We start from the raw sequence: 304 nt of genomic DNA, 5'->3' as shown, positions 1-304 counted from the left end.
GATGAGACTTATATCAAAGTGAAGGGGCGATGGACTTACCTGTATCGTGCAGTTGATCAACGTGGTCATACGATTGACTTTTACCTTTCCGCTAGACGGAACAGTAAATCAGCCTATTATTTCTTAGGAAAGATCTTCAATACGGTGAAAAAATGGCAAATTCCACGGGTCATCAATACAGATAAAGCAGCGACCTATGGCCATGCTTTATCACGGTTAAAGCGAGAAGGAAAATGTCCAGTAGATATTGAGCACAAGCAGATTAAGTATAAAAATAATGTCATTGAATGTGATCATGGTAAGT

Annotated in this window: 1 pseudogene; it reads left to right on the top strand. The window is 39.1% G+C overall.

Going from position 1 to position 304, the window contains the following annotated elements:
• Positions 1–304: pseudogene (locus ACY3FQ_RS16985) on the top strand (IS6-like element IS1008 family transposase); the annotation flags it as partial.

It is taken from the genome of Acinetobacter sp. AB03, assembly GCF_058107045.1.
This window is presented reverse-complemented; position numbering and strand designations above follow the sequence as displayed.